The sequence below is a fragment of the Pseudomonas sp. MF06569 genome, from assembly GCF_059862735.1.
The window spans coordinates 24,547-49,151 of the sequence record NZ_JCBCUZ010000032.1 but is presented as its reverse complement, the minus strand read 5'-3'; the positions used below and the strand labels follow the sequence as shown (position 1 = coordinate 49,151).

Below are 24,605 nucleotides of genomic sequence, written 5' to 3'. Positions count from 1 at the left end.
TAAGCGCTTCGATTTCAAATGCCCGATCGAAGTCATGGGAGAGGTGATGCAGGAAGCCTTGGCTATGCGGCATGATGCTCCGGCTTCAATTCAATAACCGTGTTGCACTCAGCTCCTGCAACCGCCCAGTCTTTTGGAGTAACTCCCGTCTGGAAACAGCTTGGTGCTATTGAATATGTAAACCAAGTCATGAAATGGCCGTATTTCTTGAGTTAATAGAAACAGAAGCTGTAGGGGGGCAGTACTAGTGGCTGTGTGATTTAACCCTTGGCCATGAAGGAACAAGGGTTTCGCTGATGCTTATGGTTTACTTTTGCTGGCGTTTGTCTGGCTTTCGGTTTGCGTGGTAAAGCCAAACGTCAGAAGGGCGCTTTCAACGGTACTCAAGTGTTGCAAGCAAAGCTGCCACGGTGCCGACACTGCATCGGCCAGTTCACTGGCTGATACCGGGATCAGCACTGGTCGCTCATTATCATTGGCGATCGAAGCACAGCCTGAGGCGACATTTTCCAGTCGCTCGTGCAACGAGGCCGGCGCCGGGCCTTGCTCCTTGCGCAAGGCATCGGCAAAGGCCTCGGAGAACAGCAGGGAGCTTGCGTACAAACGTACGGCGTGGCGTTCGTAACGGCTGGCGATACCCTTGACCTCCCGTGACACAAAGCGCCCGCGCAAGGTCCAGCGTGCGGTGTTGCGGGCCATGCTGATTCCGTTCTCCAGGGCAATCAGGCTGTCGTGGGCCCGAGAGAAAATCTGTACGGCGCTTTGAGCTTTGTCGGCGTTATTTTCTTCGAGTGCCTGCAGGCTTTTGCTAAATCCCGAGGAGAGTTTTTCCAGTAAGTCCTTTGCCGAGCCATCAATGATGCCAATAGGGTTGGGGGTCAGTAGCACCTGGCTGAAGACCAGTCCTACGCCAGCGCCTACCAGTACATCAAGCATGCGTACCACCCCGGCACTCTCGGGGCCGACTGCGAGCATCAGCACGGCCGAAACCCCGGCCTGAATCGGAACCACGGGTCCCAGGCCATACAAGGCCGCAATGGCGATGGCAGAGAACGTGGCAAAGCCAATCCGCAGCAAAGGATAAGCATCTGGAAGCCACAAGGCCGCGTCACCCACGATAATCCCGGTGGCGACACCCACCATCAAACCAATCGCCTGTTTGCCATGACTGGGCAAACCGGGTGCCAGGCATACCACTGCACTGATGGCAGCAAAGACGGGGTGTACATGGCCGAACAAATATTTGGCGAGAACCCAGGCCAATGCCGCTGCGATTGCTGAAGCCAATGCATCTCGCCAGGCGGAGGACCAGCGAAAGCTTATCCGCTGAATCAGAGGGGTGGTGAAGCGATTGATGAACACCTTGGCGAGCATTGAAACTCCCGATCAGTCTTATGGCCTTGAGACTTACCATAGACCTTTTGCCCGGGGGATGGTTTGACCTGCACTCAATACCGGACCAAAAAAAACCGCGCCTGGGCGCGGTTTTTTGGACGTGTGCTGTATTACACGTTGAAGCGGAAGTGCAGGACGTCACCGTCTTTGACGATGTATTCCTTGCCTTCCAGACGCCATTTGCCGGCTTCTTTTGCACCGGCTTCGCCGTTGTACTTGATGAAATCGTCGTACGCGATAACTTCGGCGCGAATAAAGCCTTTTTCGAAGTCGGTGTGAATCACACCAGCTGCTTGCGGAGCGGTAGCACCCACCTTCACGGTCCAGGCGCGAACTTCCTGAACGCCTGCGGTGAAGTAGGTCTGAAGGTTAAGCATCTCGTAACCGGCACGGATTACGCGGTTCAGACCTGGCTCTTCAAGACCCAGGGCCTCAAGGAACATGTCTTTTTCTTCGCCATCGTCGAGTTCGGCAATTTCAGCTTCGATCTTGTTGCAGACCGGAACCACGATTGCGCCTTCTTCTTCGGCAATGGCCATGACCACGTCGAGCAACGGGTTGTTTTCGAAACCGTCTTCAGCCACGTTGGCGATGTACATCACAGGCTTGGTGGTCAGAAGGTGGAAGCCTTTGATGATTTGTTTCTCATCGGCATCCATGTTCTTGATCAGGCTACGCGCCGGCTTGGCCAAGGTGAAGTGTGCGATCAGTTGTTCCAGCAGTGCTTTTTGAGCTACCGCGTCCTTGTCGCCGCCCTTGGCGTTACGCGCAACTTTCTGCAGTTGCTTTTCGCAGCTGTCGAGGTCGGCGAAGATCAGCTCAAGATCGATGATCTCGATGTCACGCTTCGGGTCAACGCTGTTGGAAACGTGAATCACGTTTTCATCTTCAAAGCAGCGGACCACATGAGCGATAGCATCGGTCTCGCGGATGTTGGCCAAAAACTTGTTGCCCAGGCCTTCGCCTTTCGATGCGCCAGCCACGAGGCCCGCGATATCGACGAACTCCATGGTGGTTGGCAGGATGCGCTGGGGTTTAACGATGGCAGCCAGCGCGTCCAGACGTGGGTCGGGCATCGGCACGATACCGGTGTTCGGCTCGATCGTGCAGAAGGGGAAGTTCTCGGCCGCAATACCGGATTTGGTCAGGGCGTTGAACAGGGTGGATTTGCCGACGTTAGGCAAGCCGACGATGCCGCAGTTAAATCCCATGGTGTTTTCCCCGAGGAGTAGAGTCAGGCCTTCTGGCTGTGCAGGTTTTTCATCGCACGGTTCCATTCCCCGGCGAGGATATCCGGCAGCACGCCGAGGGCAAAATCGATGCTGGCGTCCAGTTTTTCCTGCTCGGCGCGAGGCGCACGACCCAGGACAAAGTTGGACACCATGCTGGCGACGCCTGGGTGGCCAATGCCGAGCCGCAGACGGTAAAAATTATTGTTGTTTCCCAGTTGCGCAATGATGTCGCGCAATCCGTTGTGACCTCCGTGGCCGCCGCCCAGCTTGAGCTTGGCAACGCCTGGTGGGAGGTCGAGTTCGTCGTGGGCCACCAATATGGATTCCGGCGCAATGCGGTAGAAACCGGCAAGCGCCGCAACGGCTTGGCCGCTTCGGTTCATATAGGTGGTGGGAATCAACAGACGAACATCCTGACCCTGGTGGCTGAAACGCCCGGTCAGGCCAAAATATTTGCGATCCGCAACGAGGTTTACCCCGTTTGCCGACGCGAGACGCTCAACAAAAAGGGCCCCTGCGTTATGCCGGGTCTGTTCGTATTCGGTGCCTGGATTTCCCAGGCCAACGATCAGTTTTATGGCGGTCACGACAAGGGCCCTTCTATGGAGTTGTGGATAACATCGCCGCTAACAGTTAGCGGCGAAAACGGACAAAAAAGCGGGTTTACATGAGTAAACTTCGCGATCTTGTCCGCTTTACTCGCTGCGTGTTAGCTCGCGATGTTTCTCAAGACTCCAACGACAGAGTAATGAATTACTCTGCTGCTTCTGGTGCAACACGTGGAGCGTGAACGTTGGCTACTGCCAGGTCGTTACCGTGTGCCAGAGCTACGAACTCAACGCCTTTAGGAGCGGTGATGTCCGACAGGTGAATGATCGAGCCGACTTCGGCGTTAGCCAGGTCAACTTCGATGAATTCAGGCAGGTCTTTTGGCAGGCAGGAAACTTCGATGTCTGCAACAACGTGCGAGATCTCGCCGCCTTTCTTGATCGGAGCAGCTTCACCAACAAAGTGAACTGGAACGATTGCAGTCAGCTTTTGACCAGCAACAACGCGAACGAAGTCAGCGTGCATCACGTGGCCTTTAGCCGGGTGACGTTGCAGAGCTTTGATGATCACGTTTTGCTTAACGCCGCCAACGGTCAGTTCGATAACGTGGCTGTAAGCAGCTTCGTTTTCGAGCAGTTTGGCAACTTCTTTAGCCAGCATGCTGATGGATTCAGGGGCTTTTTCGCCACCGTAAACTACAGCTGGAACCAGGCTTGCGAGACGACGCAGGCGGCGGCTCGCACCTTTCCCCAGGTCGGAACGCACTTCAGCATTCAGAGTAAAATCGTTCATGTTGTATCTCCAAAATAACCACATCCGGCCTAGCGTTTGCGACCAGCGCTATGGACGGTATGGGCAAAAAAGCCCCGCCCCAACAGGCTGCTGGGGCGGGGCGCTTTTCGTCAACGTGATGTCTGAGAAGGGCAGGGCCCTTATCGGAACATCGCGCTGATCGATTCTTCGTTGCTGATGCGGCGAACCGCTTCAGCCACAACCGGTGCGATATCCAACTGACGGATACGCGAACAGGCTTGTGCGGCTGCGGACAGCGGAATGGTGTTAGTCACCACCAGCTCATCCAGCATGGAATTTTCGATATTCTCGATTGCCCGACCTGACAGCACAGGGTGTGTGCAGTAGGCGAACACTTTGGAAGCGCCATGCTCTTTCAAGGCTTTAGCCGCGTGGCACAGAGTGCCGGCGGTATCGACCATGTCATCAACCAGAATACAGGTACGCCCTTCGACATCACCGATGATATGCATCACTTCCGAGTGATTGGCTTTCTCACGGCGTTTGTCGATGATACCCAGATCGACGCCCAAGGACTTGGCAACAGCTCGTGCACGCACGACGCCGCCGATATCCGGGGACACAATCATAAGGTTCTCAAAGCGCTGATCTTCGATGTCATCCACCAAAACTGGGGAGCCATAGATGTTATCTACAGGAATATCGAAGAAACCCTGGATTTGGTCAGCATGCAAATCAACCGTGAGAACACGATCGATGCCGACTACGGTAAGCATGTCAGCGACAACTTTTGCGCTGATAGCCACACGTGCGGAACGCGGACGGCGATCCTGACGGGCATAACCAAAGTAAGGAATAACAGCAGTAATACGAGTCGCTGAGGAGCGGCGGAAGGCATCAGCCATCACGACGAGTTCCATCAGGTTATCGTTGGTCGGAGCACAAGTCGGCTGAATGATGAAAACGTCTTTACCGCGGACATTTTCATTAATCTCAGCGGTAATTTCGCCGTCGGAAAACTTGCCGACAGAGATGTCACCGAGTGGGATATGCAGCTGACGTACGACACGCCGAGCCAGATCGGGGTTAGCGTTCCCCGTAAAGACCATCATCTTGGACACGCGCAGTACCTGAAGGCTGAGGGTAACCTGGATGAGTATAAGAAATGGCAGGGGCGGCTGGATTCGAACCAACGCATGGCAGGATCAAAACCTGCTGCCTTACCGCTTGGCGACGCCCCTGTATCTGTTGCTACGAGTACCGTGTACCCGTTTCCTTTGCCAGATCTTGTAGCTTACGATGCAACATCGAAACGTTGCTTCCTTTTGCTACAAACCCTGTAAGGGTGTCTGTCAGAAGGTGCAGCACTTTATCAGCATCTGCTTCGTTTGGGAAGGCCCCAAATATACAACTTCCAGTTCCAGTTAATTTTGCTTCGGTATATTTACCTAACAAATTCAAAGCGTTACGTACTTCTGGATAACGCTCCTTCACTACTGCTTCGCAGTCGTTTCGGCTGTTTCCCTTGGGAACGGGGCGCACTTTAATGGGCAAAGAGTCACGTGTCAACAAAGGATCTGAAAATATTTCTGCAGTACTAACAGAGACTTGCGGGACAAGGACCAGATACCACGGTTCTTCAGGGTCTGCAGGCGTAAGGATTTCGCCTACACCCTCAGCAAATGCGGCGTGTCCGCGCACGAAAACCGGGACGTCGGCCCCCAGGCTCAGGCCCAGCGCAGCCAGCCGGTCTTCATCCCAGGCCAATTGCCAAAGATGGTTGAGCGCCAGCAAGGTGGTCGCCGCATTTGAGCTGCCGCCACCGATGCCGCCACCCATGGGCAACACTTTTTTGATCTGGATGTCGATCCCTAGGGCGCAACCGGATTGCGCCTGAAGTTTTTTTGCCGCCTTCACGATCAGGTTTTCGTCGTGAGGGACACCGGGGAACTCGGTGTGCAGGCAAATAACGCCATCGTCACGTACGGCAAAGGTCATTTCATCGCCGTAATCGAGGAATTGAAACAGCGTTTGCAGTTCGTGATAGCCATCTTCGCGACGGCCGAGGATGTGCAGCATCAAGTTAAGCTTTGCCGGGGAGGGCAAAACCAGGCTTTCTTTCTCTAAATGGCCTTGCATCTCATTGACCCAACAGGCGAGGTTGCCAATCTTTAACCACTAACGTGACATCCAGGTCCGGGCCGTGCAGCTTGACCCGCTCCGGCAGCCAGAAGCCGTTTTGCTCGACGTAGCTTAAATATTCGATTTTCCAGCCGTCCTGCTCCAGGTTGGCAAGGCGGCTATCAGCGTTCAACGTCACGCGGCTTTTACTGCCAGGTGCAGGCAAGCCGCGCACCCACCAGACCAGATGTGACACCGGCAGGCTCCAGCCCAATTGCTCGCCCAGCAGTTCTTCAGGCGTTGGTGCTTCGTAGCGGCCCTGATTGGCGACTTCCAGAACGACACTGCCCGGGCGTCCGGTCAGGCGGGCAGCGCCTCGGCCCAGCGGACCGGAAAGACGAATATCGTAATAATCCTGGCGCTGGAGCCAGAACAGCGTGGCGCTGCCTGAGTCTTTGGGGGCGCGAATGCCGACTTTTCCGTTGATTTGCCAACCGTCGAGCTGGGTCAATTGCTGTTTATGGGCCGACCACAAGGCCGGGCTGCCGTGGCCTTCAACGGATTCGTGGGCACCAAAGCCCGCGCAACCAGCGAGCAGGGCGATAAGGCTAAAAACAACAAGGTGGCGCATATGACGAAAAAACATGAGTTAAAGAGTCTCTGATCCGGTCAGGCGCAAGATGGTTTTGCGCAGAGTAGGGCTGTCAGGATTTTCTTTAAGAAAAGTGCCCCAGATTTTTTTGGCTTCACGTTGCTTGCCGTTGGCCCACAACACTTCGCCCAGGTGAGCGGCGACTTCCTGGTCCGGGAAGCGTTCCAGCGCCTGGCGCAGCAAGCGTTCGGCTTCGTCGAGATTGCCAAGGCGGAAATTGACCCAGCCCAGGCTGTCGAGCACTGCCGGGTCATCCGGATTCAGGTCGTAGGCTTGCTGGATCAATGCTTTGGCCTCGGCGTAGCGAGTGGTGCGATCCGATAGCGTGTAGCCCAGCGCATTCAATGCCATCGCATTGTCAGGCTCGCGCTGGATGATGGCGCGTAAATCCCGCTCCATTTGTTCGAGATTGTTGCGCTTCTCGGCCAGCATGGCCCGTGAGTACAACAGGTTCATGTCGTCCGGGTACTGCTTGAGTGCCTGTTGCAGGACATTCCAGGCGCGATCGGTCTGGTTATTCGCCGACAGGGTTTCCGCTTCTATCAAATACAGCTGAATGGCGAAGTCGGGTTGAGCATCACGGGCCGCGGCCAGTTTTTTCGATGCCTCGGTGCCGCGGCCGTGGCTGATCAGAATATCGGCCTGGCGCAGTTGTGCGGGCAAATAGTCGTTGCCCGGGCCGACGAGTGCGTATTGGGTGAGTGCAGTCTCGGGGTCGTTGCGCTCTTCAGCGATACGGCCAAGGTTCAAGTGTGCCGAGTCGACATGGCTGTCGCGCTCGATCAGCTCTTCGAGATAGCCCTCGGCCTCATCCCAGGCCTTGCCTTCCAGGCACACCAGGGCCAGGGAGAACCGCAGCTCATCATCTTCGGGGTATTGCTCGACCAGACTGGCAAATTGCACTTTTGCCTCGCCCATGCGGTTCTGCTCGACCAGCGTGCGGGCATACGTCAGGCCCAGGCGCTTGTCGTCGGGGTATTGGCGAATGCTTTTTTGCAGCAGTGGCAAGGCTTCTTTGCCGCGATTGAGGCTTTGCAGCAAACGGGCGCGCAACAAGACAGGGGCGACCTCACCGTTTTGCGGCGGATTTTTTTCCAGCAGTTTCAGCGCGCCTTCAGCATCACCGTCCTGTTGCATCAACAAGGCCTTGCCGAAAATCAGCTGGCCATTGTCCGGATGCTTGACCAGCAGGCTGTCAAAACTTTTTTGCAGGCCCGCACGGGTGTCCGCATCTGTTTCTACCGCCGACAGGGCGAGGAAATCGAAGTGAGTATCGCCCTTGGCCTGCAGGACTTTTTCCATGTACACCATGGATTCGTCGTAACGACCGTTACGTGCCAGCTGAATGGCGGCAGCACGTTGTGCCTCAAGGTCGTCCGGGGCATTTCTGGCCCAGATCAGCGAGGTGTCGAGTGCGGCCTGATCGGCGCCCAGGTATTCGGCAATACGAAACGCCCGCTCGGAAATGCCGGGATCTTGTGTATTGATCGCCTGCGTCACGTAGTTATCGAGTGCGATATCCAGACGATTACGTTGGCCGGCCAGCTCGGCGCTCAACAGGCTGTACAGCGTTTCTTCGCTGAACGAGCTGTAGACCGTTGGTTTTTCCGGGACGGAGGTGACGTCTTCAGCCGCGGATGAGTCATCCGGGGACGTGGGAGCCAAAGCCTGGCAGCCACTGAGAAGAACGAGGGCGAGGAGCAACGCGGAGGATCTATTCATATAAGAGATGGGCGACTTACCTGCGGTCCGGGCATCATGACACATGCGATGTCGCAAACCCTAGCAGGTGCGACTATCGATATCCGGGGGGCTGATGATGTGTTCAACAGAGGTTAACTATAGAGACAATAGTCAGCAGTGGTTGTTCTCAATCTGGCGAAGTAGGACAATTGTCGGCTTCTCGTCATCATCAGCGATATTGAATGGCCTTCCTCGCACTCGGTATTAACCACAAGACTGCTTCAGTAGACGTCCGCGAGCGCGTGGCTTTTACTCCGGAGCAGTTGGTTGAGGCCCTGCAGCAGCTCTGCCGCCTAACCGACAGTCGCGAAGCTGCGATCCTCTCCACCTGCAATCGCAGTGAACTCTATATAGAGCAGGACCACCTTTCAGCTGACAGCGTACTGAAGTGGCTGGCCGACTATCACAACCTTAGCCTTGATGAACTGCGTGCCTGTGCGTATGTCCATGAAGAAGACGCTGCCGTTCGTCACATGATGCGTGTGGCCTCGGGCCTCGATTCGCTGGTGCTGGGCGAGCCGCAGATTCTCGGCCAGATGAAATCGGCCTACGCTGTAGCGCGTGAGGCGGGCACGGTAGGGCCTTTGTTGGGGCGCTTGTTTCAGGCGACCTTCAACTCGGCCAAGCAAGTGCGCACCGACACCGCCATCGGTGAAAACCCGGTTTCCGTCGCGTTTGCTGCGGTGAGCCTGGCCAAGCAGATTTTCAGCGACTTGCAGCGCAGTCAGGCCTTGCTGATCGGTGCGGGCGAGACCATTACCCTGGTCGCCCGTCACCTGCATGACCTGGGCGTAAAACGCATCGTGGTCGCCAACCGTACCCTGGAGCGCGCGAGCACTCTGGCTGAGCAGTTCGGTGCCCATGCAGTGCTGCTGTCGGATATTCCTCAAGAGCTGGTACATAGCGATATCGTGATCAGCTCCACGGCCAGTCAGTTGCCGATTTTGGGCAAAGGGGCAGTCGAAAGTGCCTTGAAGTTGCGCAAGCACAAACCTATTTTCATGGTCGATATTGCGGTTCCCCGCGATATCGAGCCTGAAGTCGGCGAGTTGGACGACGTTTACCTCTATACCGTCGATGACTTGCACGAAGTGGTCGCCGAGAATCTCAAGAGTCGTCAGGGTGCAGCCCAGGCGGCAGAAGAGCTGGTCAGCATCGGCGCCGAAGACTTTATGGTGCGTTTGCGTGAGCTGGCGGCTGTCGATGTGCTCAAAGCCTATCGCCAGCAGAGCGAGCGCCTGCGTGATGAAGAACTGCAAAAAGCCCAGCGGATGCTCGCCAACGGCAGCAACCCTGAAGATGTGCTGGTACAACTGGCACGCGGCCTGACCAATAAATTGCTGCACGCGCCCAGCGTGCAGCTGAAAAAGCTTTCCGCCGAAGGCCGCCTCGATGCGCTGGCCATGGCCCAAGAACTTTTTGCCCTCGGTGAGGGCTCATCGCATAGCTCTGCGGATAAAAAATAGTAATGAAAGCGTCACTGCTGAATAAGCTGGACATCCTCCAGGACCGTTTTGAAGAACTGACCGCATTGCTTGGCGATGGCGAAGTCATTTCTGATCAAACCAAATTTCGTGCTTATTCCAAGGAATACGCAGAAGTTGAACCCATTGTCGCGGCCTACGGGCAGTGGCTCAAAGTGCAGGCCGACCTTGAAGGTGCCCAGGCGCTGCTCAAGGACAACGACCCTGACATGCGTGAAATGGCGGTCGAAGAAGTTCGCGAAGCCAAAGAGCGCCTGAGCGAGCTTGAAAAAGACCTGCAACGGATGCTGTTGCCCAAGGACCCGAATGACGGACGCAACGTGTTCCTTGAAATTCGGGCCGGAACCGGTGGCGATGAAGCGGCCATCTTTGCCGGCGACCTGTTTCGCATGTATTCCCGTTACGCTGAACGTCGCGGCTGGAAGCTGGAAATCCTGTCAGAAAACAGCGGCGAACATGGTGGCTATAAAGAAGTCATTGCCCGCGTCGAGGGCGAGAATGTTTACGGCAAGCTGAAGTTCGAGTCGGGTGTTCACCGCGTGCAGCGTGTGCCCGCCACCGAATCCCAGGGCCGTATCCATACTTCCGCCTGTACTGTGGCGGTCTTGCCAGAGCCGGACGAGCAGGAAGCCATCGAGATCAACCCGGCCGACTTGCGCGTTGATACCTACCGTTCCTCGGGTGCGGGTGGTCAGCACGTTAACAAGACCGATTCGGCGATTCGTATCACCCACTTGCCCTCGGGCATTGTGGTGGAGTGTCAGGAAGAGCGTTCCCAGCATAAAAACCGGGCGCGGGCGATGTCCTGGCTGTCGGCCAAGTTGAATGACCAGCAAACCAGCGCGGCGGCAAATGCAATTGCCAGCGAGCGCAAGTCGCTGGTGGGCTCGGGGGATCGTTCCGAGCGCATCCGCACTTACAATTTCGCGCAGGGGCGAGTGACCGACCATCGCGTCAACCTGACCCTGTATTCCCTGGATGACGTACTGGCTGGCGGCGTTGATGCCGTTATCGAGCCATTATTGGCGGAGTTTCAGGCTGATCAACTGACAGCCCTGGGTGAATAAATGACTATTATTGCCAGTTTGTTACGTGCTGCTGAACTGCCTGACTCACCCACGGCCCGTCTGGATGCGGAGCTTTTATTGGCTGCTGCCCTGGGCAAGTCGCGCAGTTATCTGCATACATGGCCCGAAAAGATTGTCAGCAGCGAAGCGGCATTGACCTTCGCCGAATACCTGTTGCGTCGCCGTACCGGAGAGCCGGTGGCCTACATTCTGGGCCAACAGGGTTTCTGGAACCTTGATCTGGAAGTGGCGCCACATACCCTTATCCCGCGTCCCGATACCGAACTGCTGGTCGAAACCGCGCTGGCCCTGTTGCCGGAAAGCCCGGCCAAGGTGCTGGACCTCGGCACTGGTAGCGGTGCAATCGCCCTGGCATTGGCCAGTGAACGCGCCGCCTGGCACGTCACGGCAGTTGACCGCGTGCTGGAAGCCGTAGCGTTGGCCGAACGTAATCGCCAACGTTTGCAGCTTGAAAACGTCAACGTGTTTACCAGCCACTGGTTCAGCGCATTGGCCGACCAGCGTTTTGACCTGATTATCAGCAACCCGCCCTACATTGCCGCCGGTGACGTTCACCTGGCTGAAGGCGATGTGCGTTTCGAACCGGAAAGCGCCCTGGTTGCCGGTACCGATGGGCTGGACGATATTCGCGAGATTATCACCGGCTCTGCCAGCCACCTGAATGCGGGTGGCTGGTTGATGCTGGAGCACGGTTATGACCAGGCAGAGGCGGTTCGCCAATTGCTGCAAGACGCAGGTTTTGCACAGGTTGAAAGCCGCAAGGACCTGGGTGGCCACGAGCGCATCACGTTGGGCCGCCTGCCGTGCTGACCGATGAGGAGCTGTTGCGCTATAGCCGACAGATCCTGTTGCAACAGGTTGATATCGACGGTCAGTTGAAGCTGAAAAACAGTCGTGTACTGATTATCGGCCTCGGCGGTCTGGGTTCGCCCGTTGCGCTCTACCTTGCGGCCGCCGGTATCGGCGAACTGCATCTGGCCGACTTTGACAGCGTTGACCTGACCAATCTGCAGCGTCAGATCATCCATGACACCGCCAATGTGGGGGAGAGCAAGGTCGACTCGGCGTCCCGCCGACTGCGCCTGATCAATCCGCTCATCAAACTGGTTGCCCACCGTTCGGCACTGGATGCCGATTCGCTGGCCGAGGCTGTCAGTGCAGTGGATCTGGTGCTCGATTGCTGCGACAACTTTGCCACCCGTGAAGCGGTGAACAAAGCCTGTGTGGCGGCGCGCAAACCGTTGGTCAGTGGCGCGGCCATTCGCCTCGAAGGGCAGTTGTCGGTGTTTGATTCGCGTCAGCCTGCCAGTCCCTGCTACCACTGCCTGTACGGGCACGGCAGCGAAGCGGAACTGACCTGCAGCGAAGCCGGAGTGATGGGGCCGCTGGTGGGGCTGGTCGGCAGCCTGCAAGCCCTTGAGGCACTCAAGATTCTGGCCGGTTTTGGTGAGCCGCTGGTGGGGCGTCTATTGCTGGTCGATGCATTGAGCACGCGCTTTCGCGAGTTGCGGGTCAAGCGCGATCCTGCCTGCAGCGTGTGTGGTACTGGCCATGAGTGAGGCGCCGATTGGGGTTTTTGACTCCGGCGTTGGCGGTTTGTCGGTACTCAAGGAAATTCATGCACTGCTGCCCAACGAGTCGCTGCTCTATGTGGCGGACTGCGGGCATATTCCCTATGGCGAAAAAAGCCCTGAATTTATTCGCCAGCGCTGTGCCGTAATGGCTGATTTTTTCCAGCGTCAGGGGGCCAAGGCACTGGTGCTGGCCTGTAATACGGCGACGGTGGCGGGGGTGGCTGACCTGCGTCAGCGTTATCCCGACTGGCCCATGGTCGGCATGGAGCCTGCGGTCAAACCCGCTGCAGCGGCCACTCGCAGCGGCGTGGTGGGTGTGCTCGCGACGACGGGCACGTTGCAAAGTGCCAAATTTGCCGCCTTGCTTGATCGTTTTGCCAGCGATGTCCGGGTGATCACCCAGCCATGCCCGGGCCTGGTGGAGCTGATCGAGACCGGTGACTTGCACAGCGAAGCCTTGTGCACCCTGTTGCGGGGTTATGTCGAGCCGTTGCTGGCAGCGGGCTGTGACACGATCATTCTTGGCTGCACCCATTACCCTTTTCTCAAGCCTCTGCTTGCCCGGATGCTCCCACCCTCGATCACCCTGATCGATACCGGCGCTGCCGTGGCCCGTCAGCTTCAGCGTTTGTTGGCTGATCAAGGCTTGCTGGCAGCCGGCCCTCCCAGTGACACGCAGTTCTGGACCAGCGCCTCACCTGAACACATGGGAAATATCCTGCCTGTGTTGTGGAATAAATCTGGCGTTGTGCGAAGCTTCGGTCTGTAAAAAAACCTGAACTCCGCTTTAAAACGCCTGCCTGATGTAGCGCATAACAACTGACACGGGCATATGAAAATAGGATTTTCTTATGAAGCGACTGTTTTGTTTGGCTGCGGTTGCAGCCGTTGCACTGGGGCAAAGTTTTACGGCAAACGCTGCCGGGCTTGAATTTGGGGTAGGGCACACCAGCGAATCGACCATGACGTATCGGCTTGGCTTGAAGTCGGATTGGGACAAGAGCTGGCTGCAAAGTGATGTCGGTCGTCTGACCGGTTATTGGGATGGGGCTTACACCTACTGGGAAGGTGACAAGTCATCCGCGAGCAGCAGTCTGTCGTTCTCGCCCGTACTGGTGTACGAATTTGCGGGTGAAAGGGTAAAGCCCTATGTCGAGGCTGGTATTGGGGTCGCGTTGTTTTCTCACACCGAAGTTGAAGGGAACAAGCTGGGAACGGCCTTCCAGTTTGAGGACCGTCTTGGCTTCGGTGTGCGCTTTGCGGGGGGGCATGAAGTCGGGATTCGTGCGACCCACTATTCCAATGCCGGGATTTCCAGTACCAATGACGGCGTAGAAAGCTATGCGCTGCATTACACAATGGCGTTGTAGGTGCGGGGGGTTAACGATACGCCGTCGCAATGCCCTGACGTTCGTTGAGGCATTCAACATCGCCCATTTCGAACTCGCGACAAATCAGCGGGCGCAGCTCATAAATGGTGCACATCATGGTGTTGCGGTCCAGGGCCGCACACCAGCCATCATCCAGGCGCAGCATCACTTCACCGCCCCAGTCATCGTTATCGATGAAGCGCTCGGGCACGCCGGTATCAGTGATCAACATCACTTCCAGTTGGCAGCAGCACGCCGCGCACGTCGAACACGTGACGGCGGGTTCGGTAATTTCGGTCAGGGGGATGTTGGTCATAGGCGCGCAGTGTAAGGCAGAGCTGGCATCAGGTGTAAATGTGCTGATGAACGCCGGCTTTTGTAGTCGCTGCCGAAGGCTGCGAAGGTCCTGCGGCCCCTATCGCAGCCTTCGGCATCGACTACAGGTGATTAGCAATGCAAACAACCCGGCCCACAACAGGCTCAACCCGGCCAGCGTCGGCCACAGGCCCAGAGGGAATTGCACCGCGCCCAGACGTTGCCCGGCGTAATACGACAGCGGTCCACCGATGGCTCCCAGCAAAACAGCCCGCCACCAGGGCTTGGCAGTCCACGCCAGACAGTGGTTCAAGGTGATGGCCAGCAGGGCCCAAAGCAGTATCAGCCAGAATGGAATCAATAAACCGGGCTGCTTGAAGACGAAAACTCCGGCATTGAGCAGCAGGCTGTCTACGGCAGTGCCGAGCAAACACACGACCACGATTAAACGGACCTCTGCCATTGAGCGGCTTATCCACAGCAGATGTGCCATCAATGCACCACCTGCCAGCACGAGCCACGGGCTGTTGCCGCCCACTACACAGGCAAACCAGCCGAGCTGGAACAGCCCGGCATTGGCCAGATTCTTAAGCATTGAACCGACCGAGCAGTGGTTCGGGCATGGCTGCCGGCTTGGCCAGCAACAATTGCGCGGTACCGATGCTGCGTTCCAGAAAACCACCTTCGCAGTAACACAGGTAAAACTCCCACAGGCGCAGGAAGTATTCGTCGTAACCCAACTCAGTCAAACGCCCGTGGGCGCGGCGAAAGTTCTCATGCCACAGGCGCAGGGTTTTGGCGTAGTGCAAGCCGAAATCTTCCATGTGCATCAGGTTCATGTCAGTGTCCTTGCCCACGATTTCGAGCATTTTTTGCACACTGGGCAAGGCACCGCCGGGGAAAATGTAGCGCTGGATAAAGTCCACGCTGCTTTTGGCTTGCTCGTAACGCTGCTCGCGAATGGTGATGGCTTGCAGCAGCATCAATCCGTGGGGCTTGAGCAGGTGGGAGCACTGTTTGAAGTAGCTGGGTAAAAAACGATGCCCGACCGCCTCGATCATTTCGATCGATACAAGCTTGTCGTACTGCCCTGTCAGATCGCGGTAATCCTCCAGCAGTAACGTTACCTGGTCCTGTAAGCCCAAAGCGTCAACGCGGGTTTTGGTGTAGTCGAACTGCTCTTTGGACAGGGTCGTGGTCGTGACCTTGCACCCGTAATGCTGCGCCGCAAATAACGCCATGCTGCCCCAGCCGGTGCCAATTTCGAGCAAATGGTCCTCGGGCTTGAGATCGAGCTTCTGGCAGATGCGTTCCAGCTTGTTGAGCTGCGCTTGTTCCAGCGTGTCGTCAGGGCTTAAAAACTGGGCCGCTGAATACATCATGGTAGGGTCGAGAAACTGCTCGAACATTTCATTGCCCAGGTCGTAATGGGCGGCAATGTTTTTTTGCGAGCCCTTGCGGGTATTACGATTGATCCAGTGCAGGCCGCGTATCAACGGGCGGCCCAGGCGCGCCAGACCACCCTCCATTGCATCGAGCACATCCATATTGCTGACCAGCACCCGGATCACCTTGGTCAGGTCGGGTGAGCTCCAGTAGCCATGAATAAAGGCCTCGCCCGCGCCAATCGAGCCGCTGCTGGCTATCATGCCCCACAGGCTTGCATCGTGAATCTGTACTTCGCCGACCAGACCGGCGCCGCTGTCGCCGAACATCAGGCGTTCGCCGTTTTCGATCACCACCAGATGACCGTGTTTCAACTGGGCAAGCTGGCGCATGACTCCGCGTCGCAATAGCGCACTGGTCAGGTTATGGGTAGTCGACAGTGAGGATTTGCTCACCAGGCTAGAGCTCTTCATGGCGTTTATCCTTAGGTTGCAGGGCGGCAATACGAAAGGCGCCGTCGGCGGCCTGATGGGAAAAAATCGGTGTGCGTTTGAGAAACAGGCGCAAGGCTTGCCAGTAAATGGCCAGGCAGGTTTTGGCGGTCATCCACGGAAACTGCCGCAAGTAGCGGTGCAGCCCTGCGCGGTCCAGGGTCGTACGTTGCAGGTTGAGGGTGGCGTCGAACAGTTTCAGCTCGCCCTGCCAGTCGGCCATGTGCACGCCGAGTCGGGCCTGGGGTGGGCTGAAGCTCATGCGGTATTCCAGGTCCCGTGGCAGAAAGGGGGAAACGTGAAAGGCTTTGGCCACGGCGACATGCTGAAAACCATCGCCTTGTGCCGGGAGCACGTAGTGATAGCGTTCGCGCCAAGGCGTATTGGTGACTTCGCAAAAGATGGCAGCCAGTTTTCCGTCCGCCTCGTGGCAGTAAAAGAAGCTCACCGGGTTGAACGACAGCCCCCAGCTGCGGGCTTGGGTCAGCAAGCAGATCGAGCCCTGGGGCGTATGCCCTAAGGCGATGCCGACTTGCTGACGAACCGCGTCAATCAGGCGCATACCGGTTGCGGTGTAGGTTTTCAGGTAATCAGTTTCACGAAAGGAGAAAGGTGCAAATCGGCTTTTTCCTGCCAGCGCCGAAAGCCCCAGTACAGCGTCTTGCTCATCCAGATCCAGATACAACAAGCCGATCTGGTAGCGGAACGCATGGGTAGTCGGCGCAAAGCGTCGATGGGCGATCCAGCCGCTGTACAGGGCGCTGTTCATAGTTGTTGGCCAAAGGCCTGGGCCACGCGCAATGCGCTGACCACGCCGTCTTCATGAAAGCCGTTGGCCCAATAGGCGCCGCAAAAGTAGCTGTGCTGGGCGCCCAGTAGTTCTTGCCAGCGTGCTTGTGCAGCAATGGCGCCCAGGCTGTACTGAGGATGGGCATAGGTAAAACGGGCCAGTACTTTGAGCGGATCAATCGCGCTGGTTTGATTGAGGCTGACGCAGAATGTGGTCTCGCTCTCAATTCCTTGCAGGATGTTCATGTCGTAGGTCACGGCAGCACGCTTTTGGCCTGCAGAGCCCAAACGGTAATTCCAGCTCGCCCAGGCCAGTTTTCGGTCTGGCAGCAAGCGGGTATCGGTGTGCAGCACCACGTCATTATCGGCATAGGGCATCGCTGCCAGGATTTGCCGTTCTGCAGATGAGGGTGTGGCCAGCAGCTTGAGGGCTTGATCGCTGTGGCAGGCAAAGATCACCTTGTCGAAGTCTTCGATACCGCCGGCACTGTGTACCTGAACGCCCTGTTCATTGCGGGTTACCTGGATGACCGGGCAGTTGAGACGAATCCTGTCGGCAAAACCTGCACTCAAGGGTTGTATGTAGGCACTGGAGCCACCTTCAATCACACGCCATTGCGGGCGATTGCTGACGCTGAGCAAGCCGTGATTCTTGAAGAACCGCACAAAAAACTGCAGCGGAAAGCTCAGCATGTCTGCCAGGGACATGGACCAGATCGCAGCACCCATCGGTACGATGTAGTGCTCGATAAAACGCGTGCCATAACCCTGCTGCTGCAGGTAGTCACCCAGCCGGGTGTCGCTGGCAATGCGCTGCTCGTCCAGGTCGCGAATGGCTTGGCGATTGAAGCGCAGGATGTCGCGCAACATGCCCCAGAACCCGGGAGACAACAGATTGCTGCGCTGGGCAAACAGGCTATTGAGGGTGTTGCCGTTGTATTCGAGGTTGCTGTCGGTGTCGTGCACTGAAAAGCTCATTTCAGTGGCTTTTGAGCGAACCCCCAACTGGTCCATCAGCTTGATGAAGTTGGGGTAAGTCCAGTCGTTGAACACGATAAAGCCAGTGTCCACGGCGTAGGACTGGCCTTTGACACTCAGGTTGACGGTGTGGGTGTGGCCGCCGACCCAGTCACTGGTTTCGAATACGCTGATGTCGTGCTCTTTATGCAGCAGGTAGCCGCAGGTCAGCCCCGAAATACCACTGCCAATGATCGCGATTTTCATGAGGGTTTACCGTCAGAGTTGCGTGCCAGGCGTTTCCCGAGTGCGACTTGCAGGCGTTTTGGCAAGTTCGCCAACAGCCTCAGCGAGAGGATGAACAATGTGGGAAAGGCGATTTCCAACGGACGTTTTTTCAGGCGCTGGCATATATGCTGTGCCGCTTTTTGCGCTGACCAGCGCATCGGCATCGGGAAGTCATTGTTTTCGGTGAGCGGGGTGTCGACGAAGCCGGGGCTGACGAGGGTGACATTGATGCCTTCCTGAGCCAGATCGATACGCAGCGATTCGAGCAAGTAACGCAAGCCGGCTTTTGAAGCGCCATAAGCCTGTGCCCGTGGCAGCGCCCAATAGGTGACAGAGCTGACCACGCCCACCAGATACGGGCGCGAACCGGCGCGCAGCAGTGGCAGCGCACTCTCAATGCAATAACAGTTGGCCAGCAGGTTGGTGCGCACCACGCGCTCGATCAATGCGGAGTCGAACTCACGGACGTCGACATACTCACAGGTTCCGGCGTTGAGGATCACGGTGTCCAGTGCGCCCCAGGCCTGTGTGATGCGTTTGCTGATCTCGCGGACCTGCACAATGTCGGTCAGGTCGCCGGGTACCAGCAGGACTTGGCCGGGGAAGCGGTCAGACAAGGCTTTCAAGGGGGCGAGCGTACGGGCAGTCAACGCCAGCCGGGCGCCGCTTGTGAGCAATTCCTCAGCGATTTGCGCGCCAATCCCGCTGCTGGCGCCTGTCAGCCAGATCCGCCGCCCTTCAGCCATGGCTCACCTCCACTATTTGCCGCGACGGCAGGCTCTTGAAAGCGCTCAGGGCACGCTCACGGCTTTTGCTCAAATCGACGATGGGGGCCGGGTAATTGGCCACGCCAAATAACCCGCCGATCAAGGCGGGGTTGTGCACTTGTTTTTTATTCAGGTCCGCCAGCTCTGGCAGCCAGTGTTTGATGAATCGACCTTCGGGATCGAAGCGCTCTGACTGAGTCAGCGGGTTGAAAATTCGGAAGTACGGTACTGAGTCGGTGCCTGTGGATGAGCTCCACTGCCAGCCGCCGTTGTTGGCGGCCAAATCACCGTCGATCAAATGCTGCATAAAAAAACGCTCGCCTTCGCGCCAGTCGATCAGCAGGTTTTTGGTCAGGAACATGGCCACTACCATGCGCAGGCGGTTATGCATCCAGCCTGTTTCCAGCAGTTGGCGGATGGCTGCGTCGATAATCGGGAAGCCCGTGCGCCCCTGTTTCCAGGCGGCCAGCTCATCCGGCGCGTTACGCCACGGCAAGTATTCGGTCTCAAGGCGGAAGGCGCGATGACGGGAGACGCGTGGGTAACCGACCAGAATATGTTTGTAGAACTCGCGCCAGAGCAGTTCAGTGATCCAGGTGAACACCCCCGGGCTGCCGCTTTCAAACTCGCCGTTGTTACTGTGCAATGCCGCATGCAGGCATTGGCGGGGTGAGATTACGCCCGCGGCGAGGTAGGTCGAAAGCTGGCTGGTACCGGGTTTGGCCGGCAGGTCGCGTTCGTCCTGATAGAAGTGAATCTGTTCATCGGCAAACTGTGCCAGGCGCTGCTGAGCCTCTTTCTCGCCTGCTGGCCAGAGCGCTCGCAACGTTGGGCTGGGTGTAGCAAATCCGCTGACCGATTCTGGAATGCTATCGGGCTCGATGTTCAGCGGTGCCTGGCTGTCAGGCCTGGCCACGATCTGTGGCAAGGCCATGTGCAGGCGGTTGTAGCAGATCCTGCGGAACTGGCTGAAGACCTGAAAGTACGAGCCCGATTGCGTCAGGATGCTGCCCGGCTGGAACAGCAATTGGTCGAGGTAGCTGTGAAATTCGATGCCCTGGGCTTCAAGAGTCCGAGCCACCTCCTGGTCGCGACGGGTTTCGTTGATGCCGTATTCCTGATTGGCGTGGACGGCCTGAATCCCGAGCTGCTGGCACAGTTCAAGCAGCACTGCAGGCGCCTGATCCCATGCCGGAGCGGTGCGGATCAGCAGCGGGATGTTGAGCTGCTGCAGACTGTCACTCAAGGTGCGCAGGTTGCGCAGCCAGAAATCAACTTTGCACGGCGCATCATCGTGGGCCAGCCATTGCTCGGGGCTGATGAGGTACACGGCCACGGTCGGTCCGCGTTTGGCTGCGGCGCTCAGGGCGGTGTTGTCGTAGTGGCGCAAGTCGCTGCGCAGCCAGATCAGTTGCATGTCAATTCCTTGCTATAAAAGGCCAAGTTGGCTGAGGCGTTGATGGGCCTCTACCGGGTCGTGGGCCAGGTACAATCCTGCGATCTCGGTTGTAGTTACGGACAACAGATCGAAATGGATGCTTACCGTTGGTCCGGCAATCAGGATCGGGCATTCAATGCCGCTCAGTAGCCTGGGCAGTACTTGGGTGTTAAGGGTTTTGCTGGAATACAGCACCACTGCACGGGGTTTTAAATGTTCCACCGCCAGGCCCAGTTCACCGTTGGGTAAAGGCGCGTCGAATACCTCGACCGCACAGTGACTGCTGCTGACCAGCAAGGCGGTCAGCCACAGCTGTGGCTCGAACGGCAGGTCTGAATGGTTGATCAGCAAGACCGGTGCGCCCTTGAGCGAGCGGTTGTTGTGATAAATCCGGGCCCCCAGTTTGCTGCGTAACCAGGAGTGGAAAAACACACGCTCCAGTTGCGCGCCGAATTGCCCTTGCCAGCGCTGCTCAAGATCGTTGAGCAGCGGCACCAGCAGTTGTTCGCAGAGCGGGCGAGCAGGGTAGAGCGACATTGCCTGATTGAAGCAATCATCCAGGCGGCGCTCGGCCAGTTCACTGATGGACTCAATCATGGTTTGGCGCCACACCTGCCAGTCGCTGTCGGGCGTTACGGCGGGAGTCGAGGGGGTGTTGAGCAGCGGTTTGATCTGGCTGACCGACACGCCGCGATTGAGCCACAACAAAATGTGCTGAATACGCTGGATATGCTCGCTGGAAAACAGACGATGGCCCTTGGCCGTGCGGTGCGGCACGATCAGGCCATAGCGTCGTTCCCAGGCACGCAAGGTCACGGCATTCACACCGGTGATGCGCGAGACTTCACGAATGGGCAACCAGCCCTCAGCCAGTGCCTGGCTGTAGTCCGCGTCAGGGGTATTGGACATGATCAGGTCATCATTCATGGTCAGATGGCATTGCGCAGGCTGAGGTCTTCCGGATGCGGCTGCAGGTAAACCTGGCGCGAGATGTAAGGGTGCGGGTGCAGGCGAAAGTGATGCTTGAGCAGGGTCAGGGGCACCACCAGCGGCACGATGCCGTGCAGGTACTGGCCAATCAGCTGCTGAACTTCCTGCTTGTCTTCGGGGCTGATGGATTGTTTGAGGTAGCCGCTGATGTGTTGCAGCACGTTGGTGTGGGTGCGCCGGGTCGCGCATTTTTTCAGCGCTTTCATCAGCTCGCTGAAGTACTGCGGTGCAATGGCTCGCGGATCTTGCTTGCCAAGACTGCCGAGCAAATTGCCCAGGGTTTTGTACTGCACCGGGTGATGGGCCATCAGCTGGTATTTGTAGCGGGCGTGAAATTCGGTCAGTGAGCGGCGGGTGACGCCCTGTTTGAGCAGGGCCTGCCAGGCGCTGTAGGCATAAACCCGGGTCATGAAGTTCTCGCGCAGCACCGGATCATTCAATCGACCGTCTTCCTCCACAGGCAAGTCGGGATGGGCGTCACAAAACGCTTGAGCATAAATGCCACGGCCGCTCAACTCTGCGGGGCGGCCGCCGTCCTGATACACCTTGACCCGCTCCAGGCCGCATGAGGGCGACTTTTGCATGAAGATGTAGCCACAGATATCCGTGTGGGCTGCGGCCATTTCCACGCCGTAGTCGTGCAGTGGCTGAGTCACGTTCAAGGTGCTGTCGACGGTGCCGACGGCTTGGGGTTGAGCAGGATTGCCCACCAGGCGTACAGGCTGGCGAGGAATGCCAAGGCCGATGGCAACCTCGGGGCACAGCGGCACAAATTCGAAGTGCTGGCTCAACGTCTGGCTGCAAAGCCGCGACTCTTTGTGCCCGCCGTTGAAGCGAACTTCGGCCCCCAGCAAGCACGCGCTGATGGCAATTTTGGGTTTGTGCCGGGCTGATAAGGTGCTGGCCATCTGACGAACCTCTCAAGAATTACTTGTACATCTTTATGTTGATGTACAACTTGAGTTCATCATATGCCTGATGTTGTACAAGTCAAATCTCTTGTACAGGTTTTTTGATGGGAGGGGTCTGTAGTCGCTGCCGCAGGCTGCGAAAAGGGCCGCAGGACCTTCAGCTTTGCAGGCCTGCTACGCAAACCATCGCAGCCTGCGGCAGCGACTACGGGTTTTGCATCACTCCAGATGCTCTATCAGTCGACGGGCAGCTTCTTGACCGCTAAGCCATGCACCTTCGACGCGGCCCGACAGGCACCAGTCGCCGCAGGCATACAGGCCCAGATCGGAATCCGCGAGGGCACCCCACTCATGGGCAGCGGCAGGTCGCGCGTAGAGCCAGCGATGGGCAAGGCTGAAAGTCGGCGCGGGTGTAGGGAAGTGCATCAGCTCTGCAAAAGCACCATGAAGGTGTTCGATGACGGCCTCTTTGGGCAAGTCGAGATTCTGCTTGCTCCAGGCACTGGTCGCGTGCAAAACCCAGGTGTCAGGCTGGCTGGCACGTCCGGGCTTGCTACGGTTGCGGGCTAGCCAGTCCAGCGGGCCGCCTTGTACGAAGCAACCTTCCATAGGCGTGTCGAGGGGGGACTCAAAGGCCAGGGCGACGGCCCAGGCTGGTTCCATTTTGACCCCGGCTGCGGTACTCGCCAGCTTCGGGGCGCTGGCCAGCAGAGAGGTGGCCTGTGGCGCCGGGGTGGCAATGATGACGTGGCTGAACGGGCCGTGCTCTGCACCTTCGGCATCCAGCAAGTGCCAGTGTTTCTCGCCGCGTATCAGGTCGGTGATCTGGCACGAGAAACTGACCGGCAGACTGCCGAGCAGGCCGCGTGTGATGGCGCTCATGCGTGGCGTTCCCACCCAGCGGGTCTGTTCGTCAGGGGAGGGGCTTAACTGACCGTTTTTATAGTGGTACAGGTGTGGCTCCCATTCGGCAGCCCAGCCATTGGCTTGCCACTGCTGGACTTCATCGACAAAACGCCGGTCCCGTGCGGTGAAGTACTGAGCCCCCAGGTCCAGTACACCGACATCGCTGCGCTTGCTCGACATGCGTCCGCCGCTGCCACGGCTCTTGTCGAAAAGATGAATCGCGTGCCCTGCCTTGTGCAGAGTGTTTGCTGCTGCCAGTCCGGCTATGCCGGCGCCAATAATCGCGATAGGTACAGTCATTATGGCCTCGATCTCTGTTTGCACAGACTACGCCGTCGGCAATACCTGTACAATTCTATTTGTTAGTATAGGTTTTAGTGATTCTTCCAGATCCATGTGGCCTATTCTTAAGTCAGGTCGACGACCGATAAAAGGTCTTACAGTAAAAATAGACCAGTGCTCCCGATAAAACTCCTTGCGAGGATCAACTCATGCACATATTGCTGACCGGCGGTACAGGCTTGATAGGGCGTCAGCTCTGTCGTCACTGGCTGGCGCAAGGCCACCGCCTTAGTGTGTGGAGTCGGCGCCCTGAGCAAGTGGCCCGATTGTGCGGTGCTCAGGTCAAGGGTGTTGCCCTGCTTGAGGAGCTCGGGCAGGAACCGATTGATGCCGTGGTCAATCTGGCAGGTGCGCCCATCGCCGATCGTCCCTGGACGCGCGGGCGCAAGGCTCTGCTGTGGAGCAGTCGCATTACCCTGACCGAAACCCTGGTGGCCTGGCTTGAAAGCCGGGATCAAAGGCCGTCGGTGCTGGTGTCCGGTTCGGCCGTTGGCTGGTACGGCGACGGTGGCGAGCGTGAGCTGACCGAGGACTCACCGCCAGTCAGCGAAGATTTTGCCAGCCACTTGTGCATTGCCTGGGAAGAAACCGCGCAGCGGGCGCAGGCCTTGGGCATTCGAGTGGTGCTGGTGCGCACGGGACTGGTACTGGCAGCTGAAGGCGGCTTTTTGTCGCGCCTGTTGTTGCCTTTCAAGCTGGCGCTGGGCGGGCCGATAGGCAATGGTCGGCAGTGGATGCCGTGGATTCATGTCAAGGATCAAATTGCCCTGATTGATTTTCTTGTGCATGAGAATGCCGCCAGCGGTCCTTATAATGCCTGCGCGCCACACCCGGTACGCAATGCCGACTTCGCCAGGACCTTGGGCAGCGTGTTGCACCGTCCGGCATTTATGCCCATGCCCGCATTTGTACTGCGCGTGTTGCTGGGCGAGATGTCCGGTTTGTTACTGGGTGGCCAGCGGGCTATGCCTGCAAAGTTGCTGGCTGCCGGTTTTACTTTTCAGTTCACCGATTTGCGTGCGGCACTTGATGATGTCGCCGCCCGCCTCTGAAATAGGAAGTTG

Annotated in this window: 25 protein-coding genes and 1 tRNA gene; 7 read left to right on the top strand and 19 right to left on the bottom strand. The window is 57.5% G+C overall.

The window, feature by feature from the left end; translation table 11 throughout:
- Positions 1-300: 300 nt before the first annotated feature.
- The 9 genes from AC19YQ_RS21910 to AC19YQ_RS21870 all read right to left on the bottom strand — a co-directional run bounded on the left by AC19YQ_RS21910 (position 301) and on the right by AC19YQ_RS21870 (position 8,424).
- On the bottom strand, positions 301-1,374 hold the full coding sequence (locus AC19YQ_RS21910) for an FUSC family protein (protein ID WP_133076414.1): 1,074 nt from the start codon (positions 1,372-1,374) through the stop codon (positions 301-303).
- 131 nt (positions 1,375-1,505) lie between these two features.
- The gene (gene ychF / locus AC19YQ_RS21905) at positions 1,506-2,606 is read right to left on the bottom strand and encodes a redox-regulated ATPase YchF (protein ID WP_133076413.1); all 1,101 of its coding nucleotides are present in this window, start codon (positions 2,604-2,606) and stop codon (positions 1,506-1,508) included.
- Between the two features lie 23 nt (positions 2,607-2,629).
- The gene (pth, locus tag AC19YQ_RS21900; RefSeq protein WP_003439790.1) at positions 2,630-3,214 is read right to left on the bottom strand and encodes an aminoacyl-tRNA hydrolase; all 585 of its coding nucleotides are present in this window, start codon (positions 3,212-3,214) and stop codon (positions 2,630-2,632) included.
- A 166-nt stretch (positions 3,215-3,380) separates the two neighbouring features.
- On the bottom strand, positions 3,381-3,968 hold the full coding sequence (locus AC19YQ_RS21895) for a 50S ribosomal protein L25/general stress protein Ctc (RefSeq protein ID WP_095035802.1): 588 nt from the start codon (positions 3,966-3,968) through the stop codon (positions 3,381-3,383).
- A gap of 140 nt (positions 3,969-4,108) precedes the next feature.
- A complete protein-coding gene (locus tag AC19YQ_RS21890; protein ID WP_019825119.1) occupies positions 4,109-5,050 on the bottom strand; it encodes a ribose-phosphate pyrophosphokinase in 942 nt (313 codons plus the stop codon).
- Positions 5,051-5,095: 45 nt separating this feature from the next.
- A tRNA-Gln gene (locus AC19YQ_RS21885) sits at positions 5,096-5,170 on the bottom strand.
- Between the two features lie 10 nt (positions 5,171-5,180).
- Positions 5,181-6,068, bottom strand: coding sequence for a 4-(cytidine 5'-diphospho)-2-C-methyl-D-erythritol kinase (gene ispE, locus AC19YQ_RS21880; protein WP_133076412.1), 888 nt, complete (start codon positions 6,066-6,068; stop codon positions 5,181-5,183).
- A gap of 1 nt (position 6,069) precedes the next feature.
- Positions 6,070-6,681, bottom strand: coding sequence for a lipoprotein insertase outer membrane protein LolB (lolB, locus tag AC19YQ_RS21875; RefSeq protein ID WP_500595934.1), 612 nt, complete (start codon positions 6,679-6,681; stop codon positions 6,070-6,072).
- Positions 6,682-6,699: 18 nt separating this feature from the next.
- Positions 6,700-8,424: a tetratricopeptide repeat protein gene (locus AC19YQ_RS21870; RefSeq protein ID WP_133076410.1), complete on the bottom strand. Its 1,725-nt coding sequence runs from the start codon at positions 8,422-8,424 to the stop codon at positions 6,700-6,702.
- A gap of 203 nt (positions 8,425-8,627) precedes the next feature.
- Here AC19YQ_RS21870 and hemA point away from each other — a divergent pair, with 203 nt between their 5' ends.
- The 6 genes from hemA to AC19YQ_RS21840 all read left to right on the top strand — a co-directional run bounded on the left by hemA (position 8,628) and on the right by AC19YQ_RS21840 (position 13,961).
- Positions 8,628-9,911: a glutamyl-tRNA reductase gene (gene hemA / locus AC19YQ_RS21865; RefSeq protein WP_133076409.1), complete on the top strand. Its 1,284-nt coding sequence runs from the start codon at positions 8,628-8,630 to the stop codon at positions 9,909-9,911.
- 2 nt (positions 9,912-9,913) lie between these two features.
- Positions 9,914-10,996, top strand: a complete 1,083-nt coding sequence (gene prfA / locus AC19YQ_RS21860; RefSeq protein ID WP_133076408.1) for a peptide chain release factor 1 — start codon at positions 9,914-9,916, stop codon at positions 10,994-10,996.
- Positions 10,997-11,827, top strand: a complete 831-nt coding sequence (prmC, locus tag AC19YQ_RS21855) for a peptide chain release factor N(5)-glutamine methyltransferase (protein ID WP_133076407.1) — start codon at positions 10,997-10,999, stop codon at positions 11,825-11,827.
- Positions 11,821-12,576: a molybdopterin-synthase adenylyltransferase MoeB gene (locus AC19YQ_RS21850; RefSeq protein WP_133076406.1), complete on the top strand. Its 756-nt coding sequence runs from the start codon at positions 11,821-11,823 to the stop codon at positions 12,574-12,576. Before prmC ends, AC19YQ_RS21850 begins: the two co-directional genes overlap by 7 nt.
- Complete coding sequence (gene murI / locus AC19YQ_RS21845; RefSeq protein WP_133076405.1) at positions 12,569-13,360, top strand: glutamate racemase; 792 nt, start codon at positions 12,569-12,571, stop codon at positions 13,358-13,360. Before AC19YQ_RS21850 ends, murI begins: the two co-directional genes overlap by 8 nt.
- Positions 13,361-13,442: 82 nt before the next feature.
- The gene (locus AC19YQ_RS21840) at positions 13,443-13,961 is read left to right on the top strand and encodes an acyloxyacyl hydrolase (protein ID WP_133076404.1); all 519 of its coding nucleotides are present in this window, start codon (positions 13,443-13,445) and stop codon (positions 13,959-13,961) included.
- A gap of 10 nt (positions 13,962-13,971) precedes the next feature.
- Here AC19YQ_RS21840 and AC19YQ_RS21835 read toward each other — a convergent pair whose 3' ends face one another.
- From AC19YQ_RS21835 to AC19YQ_RS21790, 10 genes are all read right to left on the bottom strand, one after another.
- The gene (locus tag AC19YQ_RS21835; protein WP_037032157.1) at positions 13,972-14,277 is read right to left on the bottom strand and encodes a YkgJ family cysteine cluster protein; all 306 of its coding nucleotides are present in this window, start codon (positions 14,275-14,277) and stop codon (positions 13,972-13,974) included.
- A gap of 99 nt (positions 14,278-14,376) precedes the next feature.
- Positions 14,377-14,871 (bottom strand): DUF2878 domain-containing protein, encoded by a 495-nt coding sequence (locus AC19YQ_RS21830; protein WP_326397358.1) that lies wholly within the window; start codon positions 14,869-14,871, stop codon positions 14,377-14,379.
- A complete protein-coding gene (locus AC19YQ_RS21825) occupies positions 14,864-16,135 on the bottom strand; it encodes a class I SAM-dependent methyltransferase (protein ID WP_133076402.1) in 1,272 nt (423 codons plus the stop codon). The genes AC19YQ_RS21830 and AC19YQ_RS21825 overlap by 8 nt, the downstream gene beginning before the upstream one ends.
- Positions 16,122-16,922, bottom strand: coding sequence for a DUF1365 domain-containing protein (locus AC19YQ_RS21820; protein WP_326397359.1), 801 nt, complete (start codon positions 16,920-16,922; stop codon positions 16,122-16,124). Before AC19YQ_RS21820 ends, AC19YQ_RS21825 begins: the two co-directional genes overlap by 14 nt.
- On the bottom strand, positions 16,919-18,166 hold the full coding sequence (locus AC19YQ_RS21815) for an NAD(P)/FAD-dependent oxidoreductase (protein ID WP_133076400.1): 1,248 nt from the start codon (positions 18,164-18,166) through the stop codon (positions 16,919-16,921). The genes AC19YQ_RS21820 and AC19YQ_RS21815 overlap by 4 nt, the downstream gene beginning before the upstream one ends.
- A complete protein-coding gene (locus AC19YQ_RS21810; protein WP_133076399.1) occupies positions 18,163-18,933 on the bottom strand; it encodes an SDR family NAD(P)-dependent oxidoreductase in 771 nt (256 codons plus the stop codon). Before AC19YQ_RS21810 ends, AC19YQ_RS21815 begins: the two co-directional genes overlap by 4 nt.
- Complete coding sequence (gene phrB, locus AC19YQ_RS21805; protein ID WP_133076398.1) at positions 18,926-20,371, bottom strand: deoxyribodipyrimidine photo-lyase; 1,446 nt, start codon at positions 20,369-20,371, stop codon at positions 18,926-18,928. The genes AC19YQ_RS21810 and phrB overlap by 8 nt, the downstream gene beginning before the upstream one ends.
- Positions 20,372-20,383: 12 nt before the next feature.
- On the bottom strand, positions 20,384-21,319 hold the full coding sequence (locus AC19YQ_RS21800; protein WP_133076397.1) for a MerR family transcriptional regulator: 936 nt from the start codon (positions 21,317-21,319) through the stop codon (positions 20,384-20,386).
- Positions 21,320-21,321: 2 nt separating this feature from the next.
- Positions 21,322-22,290, bottom strand: coding sequence for a DUF1722 domain-containing protein (locus AC19YQ_RS21795; protein WP_133076396.1), 969 nt, complete (start codon positions 22,288-22,290; stop codon positions 21,322-21,324).
- 222 nt (positions 22,291-22,512) lie between these two features.
- Entirely contained in the window at positions 22,513-23,499 is a 987-nt protein-coding gene (locus tag AC19YQ_RS21790) for an NAD(P)/FAD-dependent oxidoreductase (protein WP_133076395.1), read from the bottom strand.
- A 191-nt stretch (positions 23,500-23,690) separates the two neighbouring features.
- Here AC19YQ_RS21790 and AC19YQ_RS21785 point away from each other — a divergent pair, with 191 nt between their 5' ends.
- Positions 23,691-24,593 (top strand): TIGR01777 family oxidoreductase, encoded by a 903-nt coding sequence (locus AC19YQ_RS21785; protein ID WP_500595933.1) that lies wholly within the window; start codon positions 23,691-23,693, stop codon positions 24,591-24,593.
- Positions 24,594-24,605 lie beyond the last annotated feature (12 nt).